Annotated in this window: 17 protein-coding genes; 10 read left to right on the top strand and 7 right to left on the bottom strand. The window is 61.6% G+C overall.

Going from position 1 to position 18,335, the window contains the following annotated elements; translation table 11 throughout:
* From BMH52_RS19980 to dctM, 6 genes are all read left to right on the top strand, one after another.
* Window positions 1–1,350 (top strand): MmgE/PrpD family protein, encoded by a 1,350-nt coding sequence (locus tag BMH52_RS19980; protein ID WP_019820158.1) that lies wholly within the window; start codon window positions 1–3, stop codon window positions 1,348–1,350.
* 10 nt (window positions 1,351–1,360) lie between these two features.
* Window positions 1,361–2,554, top strand: coding sequence for a CaiB/BaiF CoA-transferase family protein (locus tag BMH52_RS19975; protein ID WP_073844814.1), 1,194 nt, complete (start codon window positions 1,361–1,363; stop codon window positions 2,552–2,554).
* A 14-nt stretch (window positions 2,555–2,568) separates the two neighbouring features.
* Complete coding sequence (locus BMH52_RS19970; protein WP_073844812.1) at window positions 2,569–3,387, top strand: CoA ester lyase; 819 nt, start codon at window positions 2,569–2,571, stop codon at window positions 3,385–3,387.
* Window positions 3,388–3,518: 131 nt separating this feature from the next.
* The gene (gene dctP / locus BMH52_RS19965) at window positions 3,519–4,502 is read left to right on the top strand and encodes a C4-dicarboxylate TRAP substrate-binding protein DctP (RefSeq protein ID WP_014718349.1); all 984 of its coding nucleotides are present in this window, start codon (window positions 3,519–3,521) and stop codon (window positions 4,500–4,502) included.
* A gap of 199 nt (window positions 4,503–4,701) precedes the next feature.
* The gene (locus BMH52_RS19960) at window positions 4,702–5,334 is read left to right on the top strand and encodes a TRAP transporter small permease (protein ID WP_019820154.1); all 633 of its coding nucleotides are present in this window, start codon (window positions 4,702–4,704) and stop codon (window positions 5,332–5,334) included.
* Window positions 5,334–6,614, top strand: a complete 1,281-nt coding sequence (dctM, locus tag BMH52_RS19955) for a C4-dicarboxylate TRAP transporter large permease protein DctM (RefSeq protein ID WP_003191042.1) — start codon at window positions 5,334–5,336, stop codon at window positions 6,612–6,614. The genes BMH52_RS19960 and dctM overlap by 1 nt, the downstream gene beginning before the upstream one ends.
* A 47-nt stretch (window positions 6,615–6,661) precedes the next feature.
* Here the strand turns inward: dctM and BMH52_RS19950 are convergent, their stop codons facing one another.
* Window positions 6,662–8,296, bottom strand: a complete 1,635-nt coding sequence (locus BMH52_RS19950; protein WP_019820153.1) for a methyl-accepting chemotaxis protein — start codon at window positions 8,294–8,296, stop codon at window positions 6,662–6,664.
* A 226-nt stretch (window positions 8,297–8,522) separates the two neighbouring features.
* On the opposite strand from BMH52_RS19950, the gene BMH52_RS19945 reads away from it, so the two are divergent.
* Window positions 8,523–9,353: an undecaprenyl-diphosphate phosphatase gene (locus BMH52_RS19945; RefSeq protein ID WP_073844810.1), complete on the top strand. Its 831-nt coding sequence runs from the start codon at window positions 8,523–8,525 to the stop codon at window positions 9,351–9,353.
* The gene (locus tag BMH52_RS19940; RefSeq protein ID WP_014718353.1) at window positions 9,350–9,733 is read left to right on the top strand and encodes a DUF1294 domain-containing protein; all 384 of its coding nucleotides are present in this window, start codon (window positions 9,350–9,352) and stop codon (window positions 9,731–9,733) included. Before BMH52_RS19945 ends, BMH52_RS19940 begins: the two co-directional genes overlap by 4 nt.
* Here BMH52_RS19940 and BMH52_RS19935 read toward each other — a convergent pair.
* Both BMH52_RS19935 and BMH52_RS19930 read right to left on the bottom strand, forming a co-directional pair.
* A complete protein-coding gene (locus tag BMH52_RS19935) occupies window positions 9,722–10,078 on the bottom strand; it encodes an MmcQ/YjbR family DNA-binding protein (protein ID WP_014718354.1) in 357 nt (118 codons plus the stop codon). The two genes, BMH52_RS19940 and BMH52_RS19935, sit on opposite strands and share 12 nt — an antisense overlap.
* On the bottom strand, window positions 10,075–10,983 hold the full coding sequence (locus BMH52_RS19930) for a LysR substrate-binding domain-containing protein (RefSeq protein ID WP_073844808.1): 909 nt from the start codon (window positions 10,981–10,983) through the stop codon (window positions 10,075–10,077). The genes BMH52_RS19935 and BMH52_RS19930 overlap by 4 nt, the downstream gene beginning before the upstream one ends.
* A 125-nt stretch (window positions 10,984–11,108) precedes the next feature.
* Here BMH52_RS19930 and BMH52_RS19925 point away from each other — a divergent pair, with 125 nt between their 5' ends.
* Together BMH52_RS19925 and BMH52_RS19920 are read left to right on the top strand one after the other, a co-directional pair.
* Window positions 11,109–11,720 carry an FMN-dependent NADH-azoreductase gene (locus BMH52_RS19925; RefSeq protein WP_073844806.1) on the top strand — a complete coding sequence of 204 codons (612 nt, stop codon included), beginning with the start codon at window positions 11,109–11,111 and terminating at the stop codon, window positions 11,718–11,720.
* A 191-nt stretch (window positions 11,721–11,911) separates the two neighbouring features.
* Window positions 11,912–12,949 (top strand): dienelactone hydrolase, encoded by a 1,038-nt coding sequence (locus BMH52_RS19920; protein WP_032874017.1) that lies wholly within the window; start codon window positions 11,912–11,914, stop codon window positions 12,947–12,949.
* Here the strand turns inward: BMH52_RS19920 and BMH52_RS19915 are convergent.
* The 4 genes from BMH52_RS19915 to BMH52_RS19900 form a co-directional block, all read right to left on the bottom strand.
* Window positions 12,943–14,115, bottom strand: coding sequence for an MFS transporter (locus BMH52_RS19915; RefSeq protein ID WP_019820141.1), 1,173 nt, complete (start codon window positions 14,113–14,115; stop codon window positions 12,943–12,945). The genes BMH52_RS19920 and BMH52_RS19915 overlap by 7 nt on opposite strands.
* A gap of 553 nt (window positions 14,116–14,668) precedes the next feature.
* Window positions 14,669–16,255 carry an ABC-F family ATPase gene (locus BMH52_RS19910; RefSeq protein ID WP_003191057.1) on the bottom strand — a complete coding sequence of 529 codons (1,587 nt, stop codon included), beginning with the start codon at window positions 16,253–16,255 and terminating at the stop codon, window positions 14,669–14,671.
* A 142-nt stretch (window positions 16,256–16,397) separates the two neighbouring features.
* Entirely contained in the window at window positions 16,398–17,636 is a 1,239-nt protein-coding gene (locus BMH52_RS19905; protein WP_014718358.1) for an MFS transporter, read from the bottom strand.
* 290 nt (window positions 17,637–17,926) lie between these two features.
* The gene (locus BMH52_RS19900; RefSeq protein WP_019820134.1) at window positions 17,927–18,313 is read right to left on the bottom strand and encodes a TIGR03067 domain-containing protein; all 387 of its coding nucleotides are present in this window, start codon (window positions 18,311–18,313) and stop codon (window positions 17,927–17,929) included.
* Window positions 18,314–18,335: the final 22 nt, after the last annotated feature.

The following is an 18,335-nucleotide window of genomic DNA, read 5'->3' as shown; positions in this document are numbered from 1 at the left end:
ATGAGCCCTACCCAAGCCCTGTGCCGGTTCCTGGCCGAGCTGACGTACTCACAATTGCCCGAGCCCGTGCTGGCGCGCACCGAAGAGCTGTATCTGGATTGGCTCGCGTCCGCTTTGGCCAGCCAAGGCGCGCACCCGATCCCCTTGTTTGAACGCTACGCGCAGAAGATGGGCCCGAGCAGCGGCCCGGCCCAGGTGATCGTCAACGGCACCGGCACCAGCGCGTATTTTGCCGCACTGGTCAACGCCGCTTCCTCACATCTGGTGGAGCAGGATGACCTGCACAACAGCTCCGTGCTGCACCCGGCCACCGTGGTGTTTCCCGCTGCATTGGCGGCTGCCCAGGACCTCGGCAAGTCTGGCCGTGAGCTGTTGCTGGCTTCTGTAGCCGGCTATGAGGCGGGGATTCGCATCGGTGAGTTCATGGGCCGCTCCCACTACCGCATCTTCCACACCACGGCCACGGTCGGCACCCTGGCGGCGGCGGTCGCGGTGGGCAAGTTGCTCGACTTCAACGAAGAACAATTCATCAACCTGCTCGGCAGCGCCGGCACCCAGGCTGCCGGGCTGTGGGAGTTTCTGCGCGATGCCGCCGACTCCAAGCAACTGCACACGGCCAAGGCGGCGGCGGACGGCTTGCTGGCGGCTTACCTTACGGCCGATGGGCTGACCGGCGCGCGCAATATCCTTGAAGGTGAGCAAGGTTTGGCGGCCGGGATGTCCAGTGATGCCCAACCGGGCAAATTGTCTTCCGAGCTGGGCAGCCGTTGGGCGCTGGTGGAAACCTCGTTCAAATTCCACGCCTCCTGTCGCCACACTCATCCTGCTGCCGATGCGCTGCTGGACGTGATGCAGCGTGAAGGCCTGAGCGCTGCGCAGATCTCCCAGGTGCAAACCCACGTGCACCAAGGCGCCATTGACGTACTCGGCCGAGTGACGGTGCCGACCACCGTGCACCAGGCCAAATTTTCCATGGGCACGGTGCTTGGGCTGATCGCTGTGCATGGCAAAGCCGGTTTGCCTGAATTCCATGAGCTGGCGTTGACCGATCCTGCGGTCGCGGCGTTTCGCGACAAGGTCTGCATGAGCCTGGACCCCGAAGTCGACAACGCCTACCCGCAACGCTGGCTGGGCCGCGTTACCGTCACCACCACCGATGGCCGCACGCTGCACGGTGCCATTGATGAACCCAAGGGCGACCCGGGCAACACCCTGAGCCGTGCCGAGCTGGCGGACAAGTTCCAGCGCCTGGCCGACTTCAGCGGCGCCCGCACCCCGGCCCAGGCCAACCGCCTGATCGAGCAGGTGTGGAACCTGCGAACTACCGCGTCCATGGCCCATTGGCTTTGAGGGATTTGTCATGACTGAACAACGACCGCTGGACGGCATCACCGTCGTCAGCCTGGAACACGCGATTGCCGCGCCGTTCTGTACGCGCCAACTGGCCGACCTCGGTGCCCGGGTCATCAAGGTAGAGCGCCCCGGCACCGGCGATTTCGCCCGTGGCTATGACGAGCGGGTGCGTGGCCTGGCGTCACATTTCGTCTGGACCAACCGCTCCAAGGAAAGCCTGACCCTGGACCTCAAGCAGGACGAGGCGGGCGCCATTCTGGATGCGCTTTTGGCCGATGCCGATGTGCTGGTGCAGAACCTTGCCCCCGGCGCGGCGGCGCGCATGGGCTTATCGTTCGAGACGCTGCACGTGCGCTTTCCACGCCTGATCGTCTGCGATATTTCCGGCTATGGCGAAGGTGGGCCCTATGAGAAAAAGAAAGCCTACGACCTGCTGATCCAGAGCGAGGGCGGCTTCCTCTCGGTGACCGGAGGCCCAGAAGAAGAACAGATGGCCAAGGCCGGTTGCTCCATCGCGGATATCTCCGCCGGCATGTACGCCTACAGCGGCATTCTGTCGGCGTTGCTGCTGCGCGGCAAAACCGGCCAGGGCAGTCGCATCGATGTAAGCATGCTCGAAAGCCTGGTGGAGTGGATGGGCTACCCGATGTATTACGCCTTCGACGGCGCGGCGCCGCCACCGCGTGCGGGTGCCGCGCATTCGACGATTTACCCCTATGGGCCGTTTCCCACCGGGGGCGGCGGCACCGTGATGCTCGGCTTGCAGAACGAGCGCGAATGGGCGGCGTTCTGCGACAAAGTGCTGCTCACCCCGGCGCTGGCCATGGACGAACGCTTCAGCGCCAATTTCAAGCGCTCGGCCAACCGCGAGGTGCTGCGCCAGATCATCGTGGAGCGCTTTGCCCAACTGGACGTCGAGGCGGTGATCCAGCGCCTGGAAGACGCGCAAATTGCCAGCGCCCGGGTCAACGATATGCAAGGCGTGTGGGACCACCCGCAACTCAAGGCCCGCGACAGCTGGCGCGACGTCGACAGCCCGGCGGGGCCGTTGCCGTCGCTGCTGCCACCGGCCCGTAACGCCGCGTTTACCCCGCGCATGGACGGCGTGCCAGCGCTGGGGCAACACAGCCAAGGCATCCTCGATCAGCTGGGTTACTCCGTTGAGGCCATTAACCACCTGCGCGAGCGCGGCGTTATCTAATCAGGAATCAAGTGATGCCAAAGCCTTTAGTACGTTCTGCGCTGTTTGTGCCGGGCAGCCGCCCGGAGCGGTTTGCCAAGGCCCTGGCCAGCGGCGCCGACGCAGTTATTGTGGATTTTGAAGACGCGGTGGAAGAACCGCTCAAACGTCAGGCCCGGGATAATCTGGGAGCATTCCTGTGCGCCCATCGCGAGGCCCAGGTGTGGGTGCGCATCAACGCGCCGCAACATGCCGAACATTTTGAGGACGTGGCCTTCTGCAAGGCCCATGCAAATGTCGCCGGGGTATTGCTGCCCAAGGTCGAAAGCGCGGCCCAGGTGGCTGTGGTGGCCGCTACCGGCAAGGCTATCTGGCCGATTATCGAAAGCGCACGCGGTTTGCTGGCACTGGCGCAGATTGCCCAGGCGCCCCAGGTGGAGCGCCTGTCGTTCGGTGGCTTGGACCTGGCGCTGGACCTGAACCTGAGCAGTCACTCCCGCGCGGCCGAATTGGCCCTCGACCAGGCGCGCCTGGCGTTGATCGTGCATTCGCGCGCGGCGGGCCTGGCGGCGCCGCTGGACGGCGTGCACCCGGCCATCGACGACCCCGAAGGCCTGCACCGCTCGATCCGGCACGCTTATGAAATGGGCTTTGCCGGGGCATTGTGCATTCACCCCAAGCAAGTCGCGGTGATCCATGCCGCGCTGGCGCCGAGCGCTGAAGAGCTGGCCTGGGCCAGGCGGGTGGTGGAGGCGGGTGCTGATGGGGCAGGGGCTTATCAGATTGATGGGCAGATGGTGGATGCGCCGGTACTGCTGCGCGCGCAACGGCTGCTCACTGCCAGCTCTGACTGACGGAACCTGGAGCCAGCTCCCACACTGGGCGCGTTCGGCCAGGCCGAACGCAGGTATCTAAAATTCGAAATTCACGACACGCGTTACATCAGGCACCTTGCCTTTAACACAACAATAAGAAGGTGATTCCCATGCTCAAGCTTTCCCGGGCGCTGCTGTGCGCCGCCACCTTGTTTACCGCTGGCCTGGCCCAGGCGGCAGACCCGATTGTGATCAAGTTCGCCCATGTGGTGGCCGAAAACACCCCCAAAGGCCAGGGCGCGCTGCTGTTCAAAAAACTTGCTGAAGAGCGCCTGCCCGGCAAGGTCAAGGTCGAGGTGTACCCGAACTCGTCGCTGTTTGGCGATGGCAAGGAAATGGAAGCATTGCTGTTGGGTGACGTGCAAATGCTGGCGCCGTCCCTGGCCAAATTCGAGCACTACACCAAGCAAGTGCAGATCTACGACCTGCCGTTCCTGTTCAACGACCTGGCCGCCGTCGACCGTTTCCAGGCCGCTCAGGGCAAGCAACTGCTGACCTCGATGCAGGATAAGAACATCCTCGGCCTGGCCTATTGGCACAACGGCCTCAAGCAACTCTCCGCCAACAAGGCCCTGCATGAACCCAAGGACGCCCGTGGCCTGAAGTTCCGCGTGCAGGCTTCCAGTGTGCTCGAAGAACAGTTCAAGGCGATCCGCGCCAACCCGCGCAAGATGAGCTTTGCCGAGGTTTACCAGGGCCTGCAGACCGGTACCGTGAATGGCACCGAGAACACCTGGTCGAACTATGAAAGCCAGAAGGTCAATGAAGTGCAGAAGTACTTCACCGAGTCCAACCATGGCCTGATCGACTACATGGTGATCACCAACGCGAAGTTCTGGAATGGCCTGGCGCCGGATGTGCGCAGCACCCTGGAGCAGATCATGGCCGAGGTCACCGTGGAGGTGAACAAGCAGGCCGAAGCGCTGAACCAGTCGGCCAAGCAGAAGATCGTCGACGCCAAGACCAGCGAAATCATCGAACTGACCCCCGAGCAACGTGCGCTGTGGCGCGAAGCCATGCGCCCGGTGTGGCAGAAGTTCGAGGGCGAGATTGGGGCTGACCTGATCAAGGCGGCGGACGCTTCCAACCAGTAAACCTCTGTGGGAGCGGGCTTGCCCGCGACTGATCGTTCCCACGCTCCGCGTGGTAATGCATCCCGTGACGCTCCGCGTCGCCTTACGCACGGCGTGATACAGGACGTGGAACGTCCGGGGCGGCATTACCACGCGGAGCGTGGGAACGATCTACAGGTTGACCTGGTTTTTACCTATCTCTGCCTCGTGAGGTTTTGCCATGCAAACGCTAAGGCGCGTCTGGGAGCACCTGGAGGAAGGCTTCATTGCTTTCCTGCTGGCCGCCATGACCCTGGTGACATTCGTCTACGTCATGCTCAACAACGTCTACACCCTGTTTTTTGCCCTGGCCGACAAATGGGCCTGGAGCAGCGCCTTCTTCAATGCCCTGGGCGACGGCACCATGGCCTGGGCCCAAGAGATGACCTGGAGTGTGGCGCTGACCAAGGCCATGTTCGGCTGGTTGATTTTCTTCGGCATTTCCTACGGCGTGCGCACCGCTGGCCACCTGGGCGTGGACGCGCTGGTGCGGCTGACCCGGCGCCCGGTGCAACGCCTGCTCGGCATGCTCGCCTGCCTGTGCTGCCTGGCCTATGCCGGGCTGTTCATGGTGGCCAGCTACAAGTGGGTGAGTGCGGTGATGACCGCGCATATCGGCGCCGAAGACCTCGACCAGTTCGGCATCGATGTCGGCGACATCGTGGTGATCGTGCCCATTGGCTTTGCCTTGGTCTTGATCCGCTACCTGGAAATTTTCTACCGCATCTTTACCCACCGCCAGGTCGGGTTGGGCCTGGCCGACGAGGCCGGCGAGGCCAGCAAGTTGGCCGGCAGCCATGAGGAGCGTCACTGATGGCCGTGCTCTGTCTGTTTCTCCTGTTGTTCGTGTTCATGTTTCTGGGCGTGCCAATTGCGATTGCCCTGGGGTTGTCCGGTGCGGTGTCGATCCTGATGTTCAGCCAGGACTCTGTGAGTTCCCTGGCGATCAAACTGTTTGAAACCAGCGACGCCTATACCTTTCTGGCGATTCCGTTTTTTCTGTTATCCGGCGCCTTCATGACCACCGGCGGCGTGGCCCAGCGGCTGATCGACTTTGCCAACGCCTGTGTCGGGCATATCCGCGGTGGCCTGGCGATTGCGGCGGTGCTGGCGTGCATGCTGTTTGCGGCGCTGTCCGGCTCATCACCGGCCACGGTGGCAGCGGTGGGCTCGATTGCCGTGGCGGGCATGGTGCGTTCCGGTTACCCCAAGGAGTTTGGGGCGGGCATCATCTGCAACGCCGGGACCTTGGGCATTCTGATTCCACCGTCGATCGTGATGGTGGTGTATTCGGCGGCGACCGAAACCTCAGTAGGCAAATTGTTCATGGCCGGGGTGATTCCGGGCTTGCTGCTGGGCCTGATGTTGATGGTCGCGATCTACATCGTCGCCCGCATCAAGAAGCTGCCGGCGCAACCCCGGGCGACATTCCGTGAGTGGCTGAGTTGTGCACGCCGAGCGTTCTGGGGGCTGTTGCTGCTGGTGATCATCCTCGGCGGCATTTACAGCGGCATGTTCACCCCGACCGAAGCGGCGGCAGTGGCAGCCGTGTATTCAGCATTCGTCGCGCTGTTTGTCTACAAGGACATGAAGCTGCGCGACTGCCCCAAGGTGCTGTTGGAGTCGGGGCGCTTGTCGATCATGCTGATGTTCATCATCGCCAACGCCATGCTGTTTGCCCACGTGCTGACCACCGAGCAGATCCCGCAGGAAATCACGGCCTGGGTGATCTCCGAAGGGCTGACGCCGATTGGCTTTTTGATCATGGTCAACGTGGTGCTGCTGATTGCCGGCAGCTTTATGGAGCCTTCGGCCATTGTGCTGATCCTGGCGCCGATCTTTTTCCCGATTGCGATGAAGCTGGGGATTGACCCGATTCACCTGGGCATCGTGATGGTGGTGAACATGGAAATCGGCCTGGTGCACCCGCCGGTGGGGCTGAACCTGTTCGTGACCTCGGCGGTGACGGGGCTGACTCTAGGGCAGACCATTCGCGCCGCGATGCCGTGGCTGATGATTCTGTTGGTGTTCCTGATCATGGTCACCTACCTACCGTTCATTTCCCTCGCGCTGCCGCAGTGGCTGGGGATGTGAGGCCGCTAGACGGTGGGAGAGGGCAGCCCTCCCACCGCTGAGGGATGTCAAACCTTGAACTGACGCAAAAGCCCATCAAGCTGTTCACTCAAACCACGCAACTGTGCACTCGCCACGCTCGATTGCTCCGCTGCCAGCGCGGTGCTGTGGGACAGCCCCGCCGCTTGGGTGACGTTCTGGTTGATGTCTTCCACCACGTGGGCCTGTTGCAGGGTGGCGCTGGCAATCGAGGCGTTCAGGCCGTTGAGGTTGTGCAGCGCCTGGCCGATGGCGGTGAGGCTTGCGCCCGCCTGGCCGGCTTGTTCAATGGTCAGTTGCGAGGCGCTGTGGCTGTCGCTGATGACCTTGACCGCCGCTTCGGAGTGGCCTTGCAGGCGCTCGATCATCACCTGGATCTCAGCGGTGGATTTCTGCGTGCGCTGGGCCAGCAGGCGCACCTCATCGGCGACCACCGCAAACCCGCGGCCTTGCTCGCCCGCACGGGCGGCTTCGATGGCGGCGTTGAGGGCGAGCAGGTTGGTCTGGTCGGCGATGGAGCGGATCACCTCCAGTACCCCGCCGATCTGCGTGCTCTCGCTGGAGAGCGTGCGGATCACCTCCACGGCCTGGCTGATAGTGGTGGAGAGCTGGTCGATCTGCTGCAAGCTGCCGTCGATATTGACCTGGCCCTGCTGTGCCTGGGCCTGTGCATCGCGCATTTCGCTGGCGGCGTGCTCGGCATTCTTGGCCACGTCCTGCACGCCGTAGGTGACTTCGTTGATGGCGGTGGCCACCAGTTCCATCTGCTGCGACTGCTGCTGGCTGCGGTCATGGGCCTGGCTGGCGTTGTGGCCCAGCTCGCTGGACGACTGGCCCAGCGCGTTCGCGCACACCTGCAACTGGCCGACCACCTGGCGCAGCTTGGCGGTGAAGCTATTGAAGTGCTGGGCCAGTTGCGTCAATTCGTCACGGCCGTGGGTATCGAGGCTGTGGGTCAGGTCACTTTCGCCACTGGCAATATTGCCCATGGCATTCACCGCGGCCTGCAACGGCTGCACGATGCTGCGGGCAATCAGCACCACCAGCACGGCCATCATCAGCGCAATGCCCAGGCCAATGGCCGAGGCTTTCCACACCTGGCCCCTGAATTCGGCCTGCACATCGTCCACGTAGACCCCGGAGCCGATAATCCAGCCCCAGGGTTCGAACAGTTGGATGTACGAGGTTTTCTCTACCGGCGCTTCGGCGCCGGGCTTCGGCCAGCGGTAGTTGACGATGCCGGCGCCCTTGGCCTTGGCCAGGCTCACGAATTCGTTGAACACGGCGAAACCGTCCGGGTCGCGGATCGCCGAAAGGTTCTGGCCGTCGAGCTTGGGGTTGGCCGCGTGCATGATCATCACGGGGGTGAGGTCGTTGATCCAGAAGTAGTCATCGTGGTCATAACGCAGCCCGCGCACCGCGCTCAGGGCCTGTTGTTGCGCGGCGTCGCGGGTCAGTACGCCGGTTTTTTCCAGGCTCTGGTAATAGCTGAGTACGCCACTGGCGGTCTGCACCACGTGCTGGGTTTGCTGGCGCTTGGCCTGGTAGAGGTCGCCGTGGATCTGGTTGAGCATTAACAGCCCCAAGGCCAGCAGCATCAACACGGCGACTATCAGGATCAGCCAAAGGCGGCGGCTGATCGACATGCTGCGCAAACTGTTCATCGTCCTGTCACTCCCTGCTCTTTATAATTGTGGTGCTGCTTCGAGATTTCCGGCGTGTCTGATAGGCTTTCGGCCCGGAATCGAAAAACCTGAGTACTGCCTGATTTTTCACGGAATTTTTGCAGACCGGCGTTGAGAATCAACTGCGGGCGCTTGTGTGCGCTCGTCGTCAGTGAACTTAAAAAAGACTAAGAGGCATGCCACGCGCATGACCTTTGGAGACAGCATGGATTTTTGGACCGCCATACAGGCATTGATTCTCGGCATCGTCGAGGGGCTTACGGAGTTCTTGCCGATCTCCAGCACTGGCCACCAGATCATCGTCGCCGACCTGATCAATTTTGGCGGCGAGCGTTTCGAAGCCTTCAACATCATCATCCAGCTGGGCGCGATCCTGGCGGTAGTCTGGGAGTTTCGGCGCAAGATCTTTGACGTGGTCATCGGCCTGCCGACCCAGCCCAAGGCCCGGCGCTTTACCGTCAACCTGATCATCGCCGTGTTGCCGGCGGTGGTATTGGGGGTGATTTTTGCCGACCTGATCAAGCACTACCTGTTTAACCCGATCACTGTAGCGACTGCCCTGGTAGTGGGTGGCGTGATCATGTTGTGGGCCGAGCACCGCCAACATGCAGTGCGGGCTGAAACCGTCGACGACATCACCTGGAAAGACGCCCTCAAGGTCGGCCTGGCCCAGTGCCTGGCGATGATCCCGGGCACTTCGCGCTCCGGTGCAACGATCATCGGCGGCCTGTTGTTCGGCCTGTCGCGCAAGACGGCCACCGAATTTTCATTCTTCCTGGCCATGCCGACCATGGTTGGGGCGGCGGTGTACTCGGGTTACAAGTACCGCGATCTGTTCCAGCCGGCGGATTTTCCAGTGTTCGCCATTGGTTTTGTCACCTCGTTCATCTTCGCGATGATTGCGGTCAAGGGCTTGCTCAAATTCATCGCCAGCCACAGCTACGCGGTGTTTGCCTGGTACCGGATTGCCTTTGGCCTGGTCATCCTGGCGACCTGGCAGTTCGGCTGGATCGACTGGACTGCGGTCAAGCCATGACTATCCAGCACCCACGCCTGAAGGCGCTGATCTTTGTACTGCTGTGTGCCGCGCCGCTGCTGGGCTCGGCCTTGCTGTGGTATCGCGGCGAAACGGCGATTCCGTTGATGGCCTACGGCGTGGTCAGTGTGGTGGCGTTCTTTCTTTATTGGAGCGACAAGCGCAAGGCGCAGACCGAAGGCTGGCGCACCCCGGAAAACATCCTGCATGCGGTGGAGCTGGCGGGCGGTTGGCCGGGGGCGTTGATTGCCCAGCAGGTGTTCCGGCACAAGACGCGCAAGGTGTCTTACCAGGTGCTGTTCTGGGTGATTGTGCTGTTGCACCAGGTGTTCTGGCTGGACCAGCTGTTTCTTGGCGGCACCTTGCTGTCAATCCTCTAGCCACAAGCCAATCTGTGTGCGCTTGGGCAGCTTGCTCACCACCAACTGGTGGGAGCGCTGCAACAAGCCACGCAGTTCCTCTGCGCCCAAAGGGTAGGGCGTGTTCATGATGACCCACTGCGCCCTCGCCAGGTAAGGCGCCGGGTGAATGCCCGGGCGGTCGACGTGACCCAGGAACAGTTCTTTGTCGACCTTGAAGGCCAGCGACTCACCGCGCAGGTTCTGCAAGGCGAACATCTTGTTGCCAGCAACCGAGAACACCCGCACGCCGCCCCATTTATAGTCTTCCCGTGCGCCTGGCAGGCTCAGGCAAAAACGTGCGACTTGTTCTTCCGTCATGCTCATAACAGCCGATCTCCACAGCCTTTGAAGCCTTCTTCCAGGTAGTCGATCCAGGCCCGGATGGCCGGCAGCACGCCGCGCCGGTGCGGGTAGACCGCTTGCAGCCAGCCGCCTGGTAATGACCATTGCGGCAGCAGTTGCACCAGGCGGCCGCTGGCCAGTTCTTCTTCGCAGTACATCATTGGCAGCACCGTAAAACCCACGCCCATCATTGCGCTGGCCTTGCGCACGATAAAGTCTTCGATGCCCAGGCGCGCCTCCATCACTAGCTCGTGCATGTTGCCCTGGGGGTCGATGATGCGTTGGTGCACCATTCGGTCCGCCTCGAGTGCGCCAAGGATTGGCAACTGCTTGAGGTCTTCCAGGGTTTCGACCCGCCGCTCACGCATGAAAATGGGGCTGGCCACCAGCACGGTATGCGCCTGGCGCAGGCGTTTGGTGACCAGTAACGGGTCTTCGTCGCCCAGTTCGCGTACGCGCAGCGCTACATCAATGCCTTCGGCCACCAGGTCGACGCGGCGATTCACCAGGGTCATGTCCAACTGCACCAACGGGTGCGCGGCCAGAAAACCGGCTACCAGCTCTGGCAGAATCTGCTGGGCCAGCCCCACCGGGCAACTGACCCGCAAGCGCCCCCGTGGCTCGCTGGACATGCTGGCCACGGCCTCGTCGGCCATTTCCGCCTCCAACAGCATGGCTTGGCAGTGGCGCAAGTAGCGCTCGCCCACGGCGGTGAGCGTCAGTTGCCGGGTGGTGCGTTGCAGCAGGCGTGCACCCAGGCGGTCTTCCAGCTCGGCAATGCGCCGCGACAGCCTGGATTTGGGAATGCCGAGTAGCCGGCCAGCCGCAGCAAAACCGCCGGCTTCGACGACTTTGGCGAAATAGTAGAGGTCGTTGAGGTCTTGCATGGTGGGCCTATTGTCCTGTCAGTGGGACAAACTATCGCATTTCAGGTGGCTTATCGACCATTGGTTTCATGCGTAGCATCACTACCATCTGATCGCCACTGTCGATCCCACCTCGGAGATCCATCATGAAACTCTTGCACATCGATTCCAGCATCCTCGGCGACAACTCGGCCTCCCGTCAGCTCAGCGCCGGTGTGGTCAAGGCATGGCAAGCCGCCCAGCCGGGTGTGGAAGTGACCTACCGCGACCTCGCCAGCGAAGGCATCAAACATTTCTCCGGCGCTACCCTGGGCGCCTTGGGCACTGCCGCTGAACTGCGTGATGCGGCGCAAAAGCACGAGGCTGAACTGAGTGCATCGTCGCTGGCTGAGTTCCTCACCGCCGATGCCGTGATAGTCGGTGCGCCGATGTACAATTTCACCATCCCCACCCAGTTGAAAGCCTGGATCGACCGCATCGCGGTAGCCGGCCAGACCTTCCGCTACACCGAAGCCGGCCCTGAAGGCCTGTGCGGCAACAAGAAAGTCATTATTGTTTCCACCGCCGGTGGCCTGCATGCCGACCAGGCCTCGGGCGCTGCCCACGAAGGCTACTTGAAGCTGCTGTTCGGTTTCCTGGGCATCACCGACATCGAGATCGTGCGCGCTGAAGGCCTGGCCTACGGTGACGAAGTGCGCAGCAAAGCCATAAGCGACGCCAACGTGCGCATCAACGAGCAACTGTTCGCCGCTGCGTAAGGCTTATGTAAATGTGCCCTGTCCTCGGTTTCATTCTGAAACCGAGCGCCTAAACTCTGTATTCTGATCGCCTGAACGCGAGCGGAGTACGGAGTTTTTTCGTTGTGGCCCAGGTTATGCAGACATCCATTCGATACCCTGGACTTTTTATTCGACAGGCCGGTTCTTATGCAGCAAAGGTGGACATCCCCATGATGCGTCTTTGTGCTGTTTTGGTTCTTTCGCTGTTGGGCGGCGTGGTTTCAGTGCACGCCGCACCGGCACCGCACCCCCATTGGAGTGTGGGGTTTCATCGCATGAGTTTTCTCGACCCGCTGGATGCGCAGCCGATGAAAGCCATCGCCTTCTATCCCTCTACCGATGCCGAGCGCACTACCGCGCTGGGCGCCTACCATGTGGCGGCCAGCGAAGATGCCAAGGTGGCGATCGGGCGTTTTCCGATGTTGATGTTGTCCCACGGCAATACCGGCACGCCGCTGGCCCTGCATGACCTAGCCACCGCCTTGGCGCGCAAGGGGTTTGTGGTGGTGGCGGTTCTGCATCCTGGCGACAACTATAAGGACCACAGCCGCCTGGGCACCGTGAGTAATCTGTATGGCCGGCCGATCCAGATCTCTCAGGCGATCACCGCCGCCTTGGCCGAGCCGATGCTGTCGCCCTTTGTGGATATCGATCAGATCGGCGTCATCGGTTATTCAGCCGGTGGCGAAACGGCATTGATCCTGGCGGGCGCCAAGCCGGATTTCGAACGCCTGCGCCGCTACTGCCAAGAGCGCCCCGAAGACCGCGACGCGTGCACCACCAAGGGCGAGTTGGTGGTCGATCGCGACGACTTGCAACCCCAGGCTGACCCGCGTATCCATGCGTTGATGCTGATGGCGCCGCTGAGCTTGATGTTCGGCCGCCACACTCTGGCGGATGTGCATGTGCCGGTGCTGCTCTACAGTGGCGATGGCGACCAGTTGGTGGCAGTGGACAAAAACGCCGCCGCCCTGGCGCGCAAACTGCCAGAGCCGCCGGACTTCAAGCTGTTGGCCGGGGCAGGGCACTTTGTATTCATGGCCCCGTGCGACAGTGATCAGCTGGCGACAATGCCAGGCATCTGCACCGATGCCGATGGTGTCGACCGTGAAGGGATTCACCGCGATATGGTCTCCGAGGCCGGGCGCTTTTTCAGTCGCACCCTCGGTGAGGCAACGCGTGCCGGCCTGCAGACGGCTGATCAGTAGGCGCGGCGCCTGAGCAGTACGGTCAGGCCGAGCGCGCTGACCGACAGCAACGCGGCGCAGAAGAATATCCAGCCGTAGCCAAGATTCAACGCCACGGCGCCCATCAACGGCCCGGCGATCGCCAGGGCCAGGTCGAAAAACACCGCATACGCACTCAGCCCCGCGCCGCGGCTGCTGTCCGGCACTTGCTTGATGGCTTCCACGCCAAGCGCCGGGTAAACCAGCGACAAACCAAAACCGGTCAACCCGGCGCCGATCAAGGCCACGCCGGTAGACGGTGCCAGCCACAACAGCGTCAGGCCCAGGGTTTCGATGAGCATGCAGGCGATGGCGGCGGTGAACCCGCCAAACCGGCTGATGGCTGAGATAAACACTAGGCGCGAGAGAATAAAGCACACACCAAATACCGTCAGGCAATACGCCGCACCGGCCCAGCCACGATTCAGGTAATACAGGGTGATAAAGGTCGTCAGCGTGCCGTAGCCAATCGAGGCCAGGCACAGGCTGGCGCCGAACGGCGCGATACGTCCAAACACAGCCCAGAACGGCAGCCGTTCGCCGCGTACCACCGGCACCGAGGGTTTATTGCGGATCAGCACCAGGCCCAACGCCGCCAGCACCGCCAGGGCAAGGCCGAGGCTGGCGTAGCCATAATCAGCCACCATCACCACGCCAAGTGGCGCACCAATGGCAATGGCGCCATAGGAGGCGATGCCATTCCAGGAAATCGAGCGTGCGGTGTGTTCGGCGCCCACTGCGCCCATGCACCAACTGATGGTCCCCACGCCAATCAGGCCCTGGGCCACGCCGAGCAACAGGCGACCGGCGATCAGAATACCCAGGCTCAAGCTCGGCAGGCTGTCCAGCAGCGTGGCGATAAAGGTCAGTACACCGCTGATCAGAATACCCGCCAGGCCCAGTACGATTGCACGCTTGGTGCCGACGTTATCCGACATTCGCCCGGCCATCGGGCGGCTGAGCAGCGTGGCGAGGTACTGCGAACCGATGGTCACCCCGGCCACCACGGCGCTGAAGCCCAGTTGCTCGTGCACATAGCCTGGAATCACCGCAATCGGCAGGCCGATGCAGATAAACGCAATGAAGGTGTAGAACACGATGGAAACGATCTGCAGGGTGATCGACAGGGAGGAGGGGGCGGCAGGCATGAATACTCAATCGCTGGCGGGCGGTGAAGCATCATGGCATATCCCGCACGACTGTAGGAGCGAGGGGACGCCTACAGAGACCCCTGGGGGAGCGCGCTTGCCCGCGAAGGTGGTGTGTCAGTCACTGAATCTGTAGCTGAACTACCGCTATCGCAGGCAAGCCAGCTCCCACACGGGTTATGTATTGCCTATAAAATCAGCGCCTGGCACCGATTCCCTGTGGGAGCGGGCTTGCCCGCGAAGGTGGTGTGTCAGTCACTGAATCTGTAGCTGAACTACCGCTATCGCAGGCAAGCCAGCTCCCACACGGGTTATGTATTGCCTATAAAATCAGCGCCTGGCACCGATTCCCTGTGGGAGCGGGCTTGCCCGCGAAGGCTGCCTGTCAGTCACTGCATCTTTAACTGAACCACCGCTATCGCAGGCAAGCCAGCTCCCACACTGGTTATGCATGGCCCATAAAATCAGCGCCCGGCACAGTGCGGATGCAAAAAGCCCTGTCACAGGGACAGGGCTTTTTTTGCAGCTTGTAGCTTGCAGCTCAGTGCTGCTCTTAGAACACCACACCCTGGCTACGCAGGTAGTCGTCATAGGTGCCGCTGAAGTCGATCACGCCGCTAGGGCTCAACTCGATAATGCGGGTGGCCAGGGACGATACGAACTCACGGTCGTGGCTGACGAAGATCAGCGTGCCCGGGTAGTTCTCCAGCGCCAGGTTCAGCGCTTCGATGGATTCCATGTCCAGGTGGTTGGTCGGTTCGTCCATGATCAACACGTTCGGCTTTTGCAGGATCAGCTTGCCGAACAGCATGCGACCTTGTTCACCACCGGAGATCACTTTGACCGACTTCTGGATCTCGTCGTTGGAGAACAACATACGGCCCAGGGTGCCGCGAATCATTTGCTCGCCTTGGGTCCATTGGCCCATCCAGTCGAACAGGCTCACGTCGTCTTCGAAGTCGTGGGCGTGGTCCTGGGCGTAGTAGCCCAGCTCGGCGGCGTCGGTCCACTTGATGCTACCGGCGTCCGGGGTCAGTTCGTTGACCAGGGTGCGCAGCAGGGTGGTCTTGCCGATACCGTTGGGGCCGATGATCGCCACGCGCTCGCCGGCTTCAACCTGGAAGCTGAAGTCCTTGAACAACGGCTTGCCGTCGAAACCTTTGGCCATTTTTTCGACCATGACCGCCTGGCGGTGCAGCTTTTTGTTCTGCTCGAAACGGATGAACGGGCTCACACGGCTCGACGGCTTGACTTCGGCCAGCTGGATCTTGTCGATCGCCTTGGCACGGGAGGTCGCCTGCTTGGCTTTCGAGGCGTTGGCCGAGAAGCGGCTGACGAAGGATTGCAGTTCGGAAATCTGCGCTTTCTTCTTGGCGTTGTCCGACAGCAATTGCTCGCGGGACTGGGTCGCCACGGTCATGTACTCGTCGTAGTTGCCCGGGAACAGGCGCAGCTCGCCGTAGTCCAGGTCAGCCATGTGGGTGCATACGCTGTTCAGGAAGTGACGGTCGTGAGAGATGATGATCATCAGGCTGGAGCGCTGGGTCAGGATGTTTTCCAGCCAGCGGATGGTGTTGATGTCCAAGTGGTTGGTCGGTTCGTCGAGCAACAGCACTTCCGGGTCGGAGAACAGCGCCTGGGCCAGCAGTACGCGCAGCTTCCAGCCGGGGGACACTTCGCTCATCGGGCCGAAATGCTGTTCCAGGGGAATACCCAGGCCCAGCAGCAGCTCGCCGGCGCGGGATTCGGCGGTGTAGCCGTCCATCTCGGCGAACTCGGTTTCCAGCTCGGCCACGGCCATGCCATCTTCTTCGCTCATTTCCGGCAGCGAGTAGATGCGGTCGCGCTCGGCCTTGACCTTCCACAGCTCCTCGTGGCCCATGATCACGGTGTCGAGCACGGTGAATTCTTCGTAGGCGAACTGGTCCTGGCGCAGTTTACCCAGGCGCACATTCGGCTCGAGCATGACCTGCCCGCCGGACGGGTCGAGGTCGCCACCGAGGATTTTCATGAAGGTCGACTTGCCGCAACCGTTGGCACCGATCAAACCATAGCGGTTGCCGGCGCCGAACTTGACCGAGACGTTCTCGAAGAGCGGCTTGGCGCCGAACTGCATGGTGATGTTAGCTGTGGAGATCAATTACTTTACCTATCAATGGGTTGCGAGCGTGACGGCAGGTGCCTTCAGGCATGCGTCAACAGCGACATCAAGGCGCGAAACCCGGTCGCTGAACACAAAATTTGGGATGTGTGTTGGAATTTGGCGCGCATTGTCGCATATGTCAGGCGACAGTTGTATGGCGAGCGAAGGATGGTTTTGCCAAGGTCTCCGGCATCGCCAGCCACAACAGCATCAAGGCAGCGGCTGCAACTGCCGCCAACGTCAGGAACGCCGCGTTGTAGCCAGCCTGCTGCACCACGAAACCGGCCAGGCTGCTACTGAGCGCCGCGCCGAGGCCAAATACGGTGGAGAGGGCGCCCAGGCTGACGTTGAAGCGCCCGGTGCCTTGGGTCAGGTCTTTGACGATCACCGGGAACAGGGCGCCGAAAATGCCGGCACCGATACCGTCGAGCATCTGCACCGCCACCAGCCAGTAGGGGTCGCTGGATAAGGTATAGAGCACGCCACGCAACGGCAGTATCAGGAAACCTACAAGCAACAGCGGCTTGCGTCCCCAGACATCGGCCTTGAGCCCGACCAGCCAGGCCATCGGCACCATCACCAATTGGGCGGCGACGATGCAGGCTGAAGTCAGCGGGGTGGCCATCTGCAAATTGATCTGCGCCAGTTTCTGGCTGACCAGCGGCAGCATTGCGGCGTTGGCCAAGTGAAACAGTGCGCAGCAGATGGCGAACAGGAGTAGCGGTTGGTTGGTCAGCAACGCTTTCAGGCCCGAGGGTTGTTCGTGGTCGGTGTGATGGGCCGGATCGAAACCACGGGCGACCTCATGATCAATTGCCTTGGCCGGCACGCAACTGACCGCAATGACACTGGCAACCGCCATAAACGCCATCAGGTAGAACACCACCACCGGTCCGAACAAGTAGGCCAGCCCGCCGGCCAGCAACGCGGCCACAGCATTGCCAGCGTGGTTGAAGGTCTCGTTGCGCCCGGTACGCCGGGTAAAGGCGCGGGGCCCAGTGATCCCCAGCGAAATGGCGGAAATTGCCGGGGCAAAGACAGAGGCGGCTACGGCGCTGGCAGCCTGGGTCAACGCTACCCAGCCAAACGAACTGACGAAGGGCAGCATCAGGCAACTGCCCGTCACCAATAGCGCAGCAATGGCAACCACCGCGCGTTTGTTGCGAGTGCGGTCGATCAGCGCACCCGCGGGGCCTTGGGTCAGCAAGGCAGCGATGCCTGCCAGGGTCATGACCACACCAATACTGGCCGGCTCCCATTGATGCACGGCCAGCAGGTAGATCGCCAGGTACGGTCCGAGACCGTCGCGTACATCGGCGAGAAAGAAGTTCAGGCTGTCCAGGGATAAAGCGATACGCAGGTCTGAATGACGGGCCACGATGCGACCTTCAAGAGCGGCGTTCAGGGGCTGAACACGCGTTGGGTTAATGACCTGTGGGCTGGGCGATAAGTTTCGCGGTGAACGAGGGTTTCAGCACGCAAAAAAAAGCCCGCGAGGAGAGGGCGGGCCAAGGGATTCACTGGAGTAGGTAGGCTTCACCCTATAGGTGGAAAAGTGAAGACCTTGTGAAAATGCCGTGATCAAATCGGATGGTCACGTCACCGCCTATCTCCCTGACGCCCCGCGTTCCAACATGTGGGAGCAGGCAAGCCAGCTCCCACATTTGATCAAGACCGCCGCACAAAGGTGCGCATGGTTTGCCCAGGGCCGGTGCTGAACACGGTGGGCCTGGGCATGCCTTCATCCGCTGCGATAAATACGAAATCATCGCCGTCGAGCCGGTAACTGGCGGGGAGTTGCTTGCCTGCATCATCGCCCATGTCGTCCGTCCAGGTAATGCTTTTGGGCGTGGTACTGGCGTCCAGTACGAAGCGTCCCGCCAATAATACTTCGCCACTGACCGTGGTCACTTCGAAGCGATCCCCCGCAATTGTCGTCGTTGCTCCCGGCGCGCTGTGGGCATCCACGGGGTTAAGCACGCCACTGTCTTCCAGGGCTGTTTGTTCCCAAGTGCCTTGCAGTGCGCGAAAGTCCGAAGCGGAAAGGGGTGACATGCAAACTCCTTATTGCTGTTCA

This window comes from Pseudomonas sp. BTN1, from assembly GCF_001907715.1.
Taxonomy (GTDB): domain Bacteria; phylum Pseudomonadota; class Gammaproteobacteria; order Pseudomonadales; family Pseudomonadaceae; genus Aquipseudomonas; species Aquipseudomonas paracarnis.
This window is presented reverse-complemented; position numbering and strand designations above follow the sequence as displayed.

Excerpts from the sequence above, each read along its gene's own strand:
- BMH52_RS19980 (WP_019820158.1), top strand. The coding sequence starts at position 1 with ATGAGCCCTACCCAAGCCCTGTGCCGGTTCCTGGCCGAGCTGACGTAC.
- BMH52_RS19975 (WP_073844814.1), top strand. The coding sequence starts at position 1,361 with ATGACTGAACAACGACCGCTGGACGGCATCACCGTCGTCAGCCTGGAA.
- BMH52_RS19970 (WP_073844812.1), top strand. The coding sequence starts at position 2,569 with ATGCCAAAGCCTTTAGTACGTTCTGCGCTGTTTGTGCCGGGCAGCCGC.
- dctP (WP_014718349.1), top strand. The coding sequence starts at position 3,519 with ATGCTCAAGCTTTCCCGGGCGCTGCTGTGCGCCGCCACCTTGTTTACC.
- BMH52_RS19960 (WP_019820154.1), top strand. The coding sequence starts at position 4,702 with ATGCAAACGCTAAGGCGCGTCTGGGAGCACCTGGAGGAAGGCTTCATT.
- dctM (WP_003191042.1), top strand. The coding sequence starts at position 5,334 with ATGGCCGTGCTCTGTCTGTTTCTCCTGTTGTTCGTGTTCATGTTTCTG.
- BMH52_RS19950 (WP_019820153.1), bottom strand. The coding sequence starts at position 8,296 with ATGAACAGTTTGCGCAGCATGTCGATCAGCCGCCGCCTTTGGCTGATC.
- BMH52_RS19945 (WP_073844810.1), top strand. The coding sequence starts at position 8,523 with ATGGATTTTTGGACCGCCATACAGGCATTGATTCTCGGCATCGTCGAG.
- BMH52_RS19940 (WP_014718353.1), top strand. The coding sequence starts at position 9,350 with ATGACTATCCAGCACCCACGCCTGAAGGCGCTGATCTTTGTACTGCTG.
- BMH52_RS19935 (WP_014718354.1), bottom strand. The coding sequence starts at position 10,078 with ATGAGCATGACGGAAGAACAAGTCGCACGTTTTTGCCTGAGCCTGCCA.
- BMH52_RS19930 (WP_073844808.1), bottom strand. The coding sequence starts at position 10,983 with ATGCAAGACCTCAACGACCTCTACTATTTCGCCAAAGTCGTCGAAGCC.
- BMH52_RS19925 (WP_073844806.1), top strand. The coding sequence starts at position 11,109 with ATGAAACTCTTGCACATCGATTCCAGCATCCTCGGCGACAACTCGGCC.
- BMH52_RS19920 (WP_032874017.1), top strand. The coding sequence starts at position 11,912 with ATGATGCGTCTTTGTGCTGTTTTGGTTCTTTCGCTGTTGGGCGGCGTG.
- BMH52_RS19915 (WP_019820141.1), bottom strand. The coding sequence starts at position 14,115 with ATGCCTGCCGCCCCCTCCTCCCTGTCGATCACCCTGCAGATCGTTTCC.
- BMH52_RS19900 (WP_019820134.1), bottom strand. The coding sequence starts at position 18,313 with ATGTCACCCCTTTCCGCTTCGGACTTTCGCGCACTGCAAGGCACTTGG.